This is a genomic window from Streptomyces sp. ICN903 (assembly GCF_022015835.1).
GTDB lineage: Bacteria > Actinomycetota > Actinomycetes > Streptomycetales > Streptomycetaceae > Streptomyces > Streptomyces fenghuangensis.
In genome coordinates this window covers 1-5,626 of sequence record NZ_JAKMAY010000344.1, presented here as the reverse complement: position 1 = coordinate 5,626, position 5,626 = coordinate 1, and the positions used below count along the sequence as shown (strand labels likewise).

Here is a 5,626-nt window from a genome sequence, read left to right as displayed (position 1 = left end):
GGGGGAGGGCTCGGTGGTGGCCCTGGTGGGCGCCAACGGGGCCGGGAAGACGACGCTGCTGCGGCTGATCGCCGGAGAGCTGAAGCCGCACGGCGGCACGGTGACCGTCGGCGGCGGGCTCGGGGTGATGCCGCAGTTCGTGGGCTCGGTCCGGGACGAACGCACGGTGCGCGACCTGCTGGTCTCGGTGGCCCGGCCGCGGGTGCGCCGGGCGGCGGAGGCGGTGGACGCCGCCGAGCTGAGGATCATGGAGGTCGACGACGAGGCCGCCCAGATGAGTTATGCGCAGGCCCTGGCGGACTGGGCCGAGGCCGGCGGCTACGAGGCCGAGACCGCCTGGGACGTGTGCACCACCGCCGCCCTCGGCGTCCCGTACGACAAGGCGCAGTGGCGGCAGGTGCGGACCCTGTCGGGCGGCGAGCAGAAGCGGCTGGTGCTGGAGGCGCTGCTGCGCGGCCCGGACGAGGTGCTGCTGCTGGACGAGCCGGACAACTACCTCGACGTCCCCGGCAAGCGCTGGCTGGAGGAGCGGCTGGCCGAGACCCGCAAGACGGTCCTGTTCGTCTCCCACGACCGCGAGCTGCTGGCGCGGGCGGCGCAGAGGATCGTCAGCGTGGAGCCGGGCCCGGCCGGATCGGACGTGTGGGTGCACGGCGGTGGCTTCGCCACCTACCACCAGGCCCGCAAGGAGCGCTTCGCCCGCTTCGAGGAGCTGCGGCGGCGCTGGGACGAGCAGCACGCGCAGCTGAGGAAACTGGTGAACACCCTCAAGCAGAAGGCCGCCTACAACGACGGGCTCGCCTCCCGTCTCCAGGCGGCCCGCACCCGGCTGCGGAAGTTCGAGGAGGCGGGCCCGCCGCAGGAGCCGCCGCGCGAGCAGGACATCCGGATGCGGCTGCGCGGCGGGCGCACCGGGGTGCGGGCGGTCACCTGCTCCGGGCTGGAGCTGACCGGGCTGATGAAGCCGTTCGACCTGGAGGTCTTCTACGGCGAGCGGGTCGCGGTGCTGGGCTCCAACGGCTCGGGCAAGTCGCACTTCCTGCGGCTGCTGGCCGGCGGTGACGTCGCCCACACCGGGGAGTGGAAGCTGGGCGCCCGGGTGGTGCCCGGCCACTTCGCCCAGACCCATGCGCACCCCGAGCTGGAGGGCCGCACCCTGCTCGACGTCCTGTGGACCGAGCACGCGAAGGACCGGGGCGCGGCGATGTCCGCGCTGCGCCGCTACGAGCTGGACCGCCAGGCCGAGCAGCCCTTCGGGAAGCTCTCGGGCGGCCAGCAGGCCCGCTTCCAGATCCTGCTGCTGGAGCTGGCCGGATCGACGGCGCTGCTGCTGGACGAGCCGACCGACAACCTGGACCTGGAGAGCGCCGAGGCGCTCCAGCAGGGGCTGGAGGCGTACGAGGGGACGGTGCTGGCGGTGACGCACGACCGCTGGTTCGCCCGCTCCTTCGACCGCTTCCTGGTCTTCGGCGCGGACGGGCGGGTGCGCGAGGCGCCGGAGCCGGTCTGGAGCGAGGGACGGGTGGCGCGGGCGCGCTGACGCGCCCGCCGCGGGAGGCGGCACCCGCGGGCCCCGCGCCGTGTCCGGCGCCCCGCGGGGAGGGGGCGTTTTGACCCGTGCGGAGGACGGCCGGTATCCTGCTGGTTCGTTGTGCGTATTGGCTTGCTCGTTCTCACGTGAGAGGCCGCTACGCCTGGTCCACCAGGACGATGACCAGCGACCCGCATCGGCTTGCGTCACCGGCGCGAGGTCAGGGCTGTCGTGATCTCCGGTGACCTTGTCAGGAAACACTCACTGAAGAAGCGAAGGCTACGACCGTGCGTACGTACAGCCCCAAGCCCGGCGACGTCCAGCGCCAGTGGCACGTCATCGACGCCACCGACGTCGTCCTGGGCCGTCTGGCCTCCCAGGCCGCCACCCTTCTGAGGGGCAAGCACAAGCCGGTGTACGCGCCGCACGTTGACGCTGGTGACTTCGTCATCATCATCAACGCCGACAAGGTGCACCTCTCCGGCAACAAGCGGACCCAGAAGCTGGCCTACCGCCACTCCGGCTACCCCGGCGGTCTGCGGTCCGTCCGCTACGACGACCTGCTGAAGAACAACCCGGAGAAGGCCGTGGAGAAGGCCGTCAAGGGCATGCTCCCGAAGAACTCCCTGGGCCGCCAGATGCTCTCGAAGCTGAAGGTCTACGCGGGCGAGAACCACCCGCACGGCGCCCAGCAGCCGGTCCCGTTCGAGATCACCCAGGTCGCGCAGTAGTCCGGCCACAACCAAGACTGAAGAGAGCTGAGGAGAACCGTGGCCGAGACCACCGCCGAGACCCCGATCGAAGAGGTCGAGCAGTACACCACCGAGACCCCCGAGGGTGTCGAGGAGTACACCACCGAGTCCCTCGCGTCCCGTTTCGGTGAGCCCCAGCCGGGCGCCGGCACCGGACGCCGCAAGAACGCCATCGCCCGCGTGCGCATCGTGCCGGGCAGCGGCCAGTGGAAGATCAACGGCCGGACCCTCGAGGCCTACTTCCCGAACAAGGTGCACCAGCAGGAAGTCAACGAGCCGTTCAAGGTTCTGGAGCTGGACAACCGCTACGACGTCATCGCCCGCATCAGCGGCGGCGGCGTCTCCGGCCAGGCCGGCGCGCTGCGCCTGGGCGTGGCCCGCGCCCTGAACGAGGCGGACGTGGAGAACAACCGCGGCCCGCTGAAGAAGGCCGGCTTCCTGACCCGCGACGCCCGCGCGGTCGAGCGGAAGAAGGCCGGTCTGAAGAAGGCCCGCAAGGGCACCCAGTACAGCAAGCGTTGATCAGCGCCTCGCTGTCTGCTGGAATCCCTGGGATCCGCTGATGAGCGCCCCGACAGCACCGTCACGGTGCGTCGGGGCGTTCGTCTTCGGGCCACCGCTCGCCTCCGGACCGGCGCGTCCGGTGGGGCGACCGTCGGCATGCCGCGGTCACGGCCGTGCCGCATCCGCCGCCAAGGGGCGTATATCTGGATCGACCGGGCCTCGGCAGGCCCGGAGCTCAGCTCGGAACTCGGAGGAACCACGGTGGGACGACTCTTCGGTACGGACGGTGTGCGCGGAGTCGCCAACGCCGACCTGACCGCCGAAATGGCGCTCGGTCTGTCGGTCGCGGCGGCGCACGTGCTCGCCGAGGCGGGTACGTTCAAGGGCCATCGCCCGGTGGCGGTGGTCGGACGTGATCCGCGCGCGTCCGGGGAGTTCCTGGAGGCCGCCGTGGTGGCCGGGCTGGCCAGCGCGGGCGTGGACGTGCTGCGGGTGGGCGTGCTGCCGACCCCGGCCGTGGCGTACCTGACCGGCGCGCTCGGCGCCGACCTGGGCGTGATGCTGTCCGCCAGCCACAACCCCATGCCCGACAACGGCATCAAGTTCTTCGCCCGCGGCGGCCACAAGCTCGCCGACGAGCTGGAGGACCGCATCGAGCGGACCTACCGCGAGCACGCCTCCGGCGAGCCCTGGGACCGCCCGACGGGCGCCGGGGTGGGCCGGGTCAAGGAGTACGACGAGGGCTTCGACAAGTACGTCGCCCACCTCGTCGGCGTCCTGCCCAACCGGCTCGACGGGCTCAAGGTCGTCATCGACGGAGCGCACGGCGCGGCGGCGCGGGTCTCCCCGGAGGCGTTCGCGCGGGCGGGCGCCGAGGTGGTCACCATCGCCACCGAGCCCGACGGGCTCAACATCAACGACGGCTGCGGCTCCACCCACCTCGCCGGGCTGCGCGCGGCCGTCGTCGAGCACGGCGCCGACCTGGGCGTGGCCCACGACGGCGACGCCGACCGCTGCCTGGCCGTGGACGCGGCCGGCGAGGAGGTCGACGGCGACCAGATCCTCAGCGTGCTGGCCCTGGGCATGAAGGAGGCCGGGACGCTGCGGGGGAACACCGTGGTGGCCACGGTGATGTCCAACCTCGGCTTCAAGCTCGCCATGGAGCGCGAGGGCGTCGAGCTGCTCCAGACGGCGGTCGGCGACCGCTACGTGCTGGAGGAGATGAAGCGCGGCGGCTACTCGCTGGGCGGCGAGCAGTCCGGGCACGTGATCGTCCTGGACCACGCCACCACCGGCGACGGAACCCTGACCGGCCTGATGCTGGCCGCGCGGGTGGCCGCCACCGGCCGGCCCCTGGCCGAGCTGGCGGGCGTCATGCGGCGCCTGCCGCAGGTGCTGGTCAACGTGCGGGACGTGGACAAGACCCGGGTCTCCTCCTCGGCCCGGCTGGCCACCGCCGTGAACGAGGCCGAGAAGGAGCTGGGCGAGACCGGCCGGGTGCTGCTGCGCTCCTCCGGCACCGAGCCGCTGGTGCGGGTGATGGTCGAGGCCGCGGACCTGGAGCAGGCCCGCGCGGTGGCGCAGCGGCTGGCGGACGAGGTCAAGTCCGCGCTGGGCTGACGTTCCGCGCCCGGCGCGGACCGTTGCCCTCCGCGCGGTGCGGCCGAACGGCCGCCCGCGGGCCGTACCGGCCCGCGGATCTCCGGCCGCCACCGCTCCCGGCGGCCCACCCTGGCGGGCGGTGCCGGCGCGGGCGGGGTCCGTGGCCGCGGGGGAGGCCCGCGCCCGGCGGCGCGCGTCGTTGTCCGCCCCGGCGTCCGGTCAGAGCTTGCGCAGCGACAGACGCTGGACCTTGTGGTCCGGCCCCTTGCGCAGGATCAGGCCGGCGCGGCCCCGGGTCGGGGCGATGTTCTCCTGGAGGTTCGGCCGGTTGATCGTCCGCCAGATCCCCCGCGCGTAGTCCAGCGCCTCCTCCTCCGACACCTGCGTGTACCTGCGGAAGTAGGAGAACGGGTTCTGGAAGGCGGTCTCGCGCAGCTTGCGGAAGCGGTCCAGGTACCACCGCTCGATGTCCTCGGTGCGCGCGTCCACGTAGACGGAGAAGTCGAAGTAGTCGGCGACGGCCAGCCGGGTGCGGCCGTCCTTGCCCGGCAGGGCCGGCTGGAGGACGTTGAGGCCCTCGACGATCAGGATGTCGGGGCGGCGCACCGTCAGCACCTCGCCGGGGACGATGTCGTAGATCAGGTGCGAGTAGACGGGGGCGGTGACCTCCTCCCGGCCCGACTTGACGTCCGCGACGAACCGGGTGAGGGCACGGCGGTCGTAGGACTCGGGGAAGCCCTTGCGCGACATCAGCCCGCGCCGGTGCAGTTCCGCGTTGGGGAACAGGAAGCCGTCGGTGGTCACCAGTTCCACCCGCGGGTGCTCGGGCCAGCGGGCCAGCAGCGCCCGCAGCAGCCGCGCCACCGTGGACTTGCCGACCGCGACGCTGCCCGCGACCCCGATGACGAACGGGGTGCCGCGCTGGGCGCCGTGCCCGCCGCCCGCGTCGCCGAGGAAGGTGTTGAGCGCGCCGCGCAGCCCGTGGGTGGCGCCGACGTAGAGGTTGAGCAGCCGGGACAGCGGCAGGTAGACGTCCCGCACCTCGTCGAGGTCGATGACGTCGCCGAGCCCGCGCAGCTCCTCCACCTCCGCGGCCGTCAGGGGCAGCGGGGTCTTCTCCCGCAGGGCGCTCCACTCGGCCCTTCCGAGGTCGACGAAGGGGCTCGCGTCGGAGGGCCGGCCGCGGCGGTGCTGCGGCGGGACACCGGACGCGGCGGGGGGCCCGGGGACGGTGGCG

At 72.9% G+C, this 5,626-nt stretch carries 5 protein-coding genes; 4 read left to right on the top strand and 1 reads right to left on the bottom strand.

Annotated features, from left to right (window positions below; translation table 11 throughout):
- The 4 genes from L7D48_RS25105 to glmM all read left to right on the top strand — a co-directional run.
- A partial coding sequence (locus L7D48_RS25105; protein ID WP_237882785.1) for an ABC-F family ATP-binding cassette domain-containing protein occupies positions 1 to 1,540 on the top strand: 1,540 nt, incomplete at its 5' end.
- A 278-nt stretch (positions 1,541 to 1,818) separates the two neighbouring features.
- Positions 1,819 to 2,262 carry a 50S ribosomal protein L13 gene (gene rplM, locus L7D48_RS25100; RefSeq protein ID WP_237882783.1) on the top strand — a complete coding sequence of 148 codons (444 nt, stop codon included), beginning with the start codon at positions 1,819 to 1,821 and terminating at the stop codon, positions 2,260 to 2,262.
- Between the two features lie 39 nt (positions 2,263 to 2,301).
- Entirely contained in the window at positions 2,302 to 2,805 is a 504-nt protein-coding gene (rpsI, locus tag L7D48_RS25095; RefSeq protein WP_093851435.1) for a 30S ribosomal protein S9, read from the top strand.
- 243 nt (positions 2,806 to 3,048) lie between these two features.
- Positions 3,049 to 4,407: a phosphoglucosamine mutase gene (gene glmM / locus L7D48_RS25090; protein WP_237882781.1), complete on the top strand. Its 1,359-nt coding sequence runs from the start codon at positions 3,049 to 3,051 to the stop codon at positions 4,405 to 4,407.
- Between the two features lie 201 nt (positions 4,408 to 4,608).
- Here glmM and coaA read toward each other — a convergent pair.
- A partial coding sequence (coaA, locus tag L7D48_RS25085) for a type I pantothenate kinase (RefSeq protein ID WP_237882779.1) occupies positions 4,609 to 5,626 on the bottom strand: 1,018 nt, incomplete at its 5' end.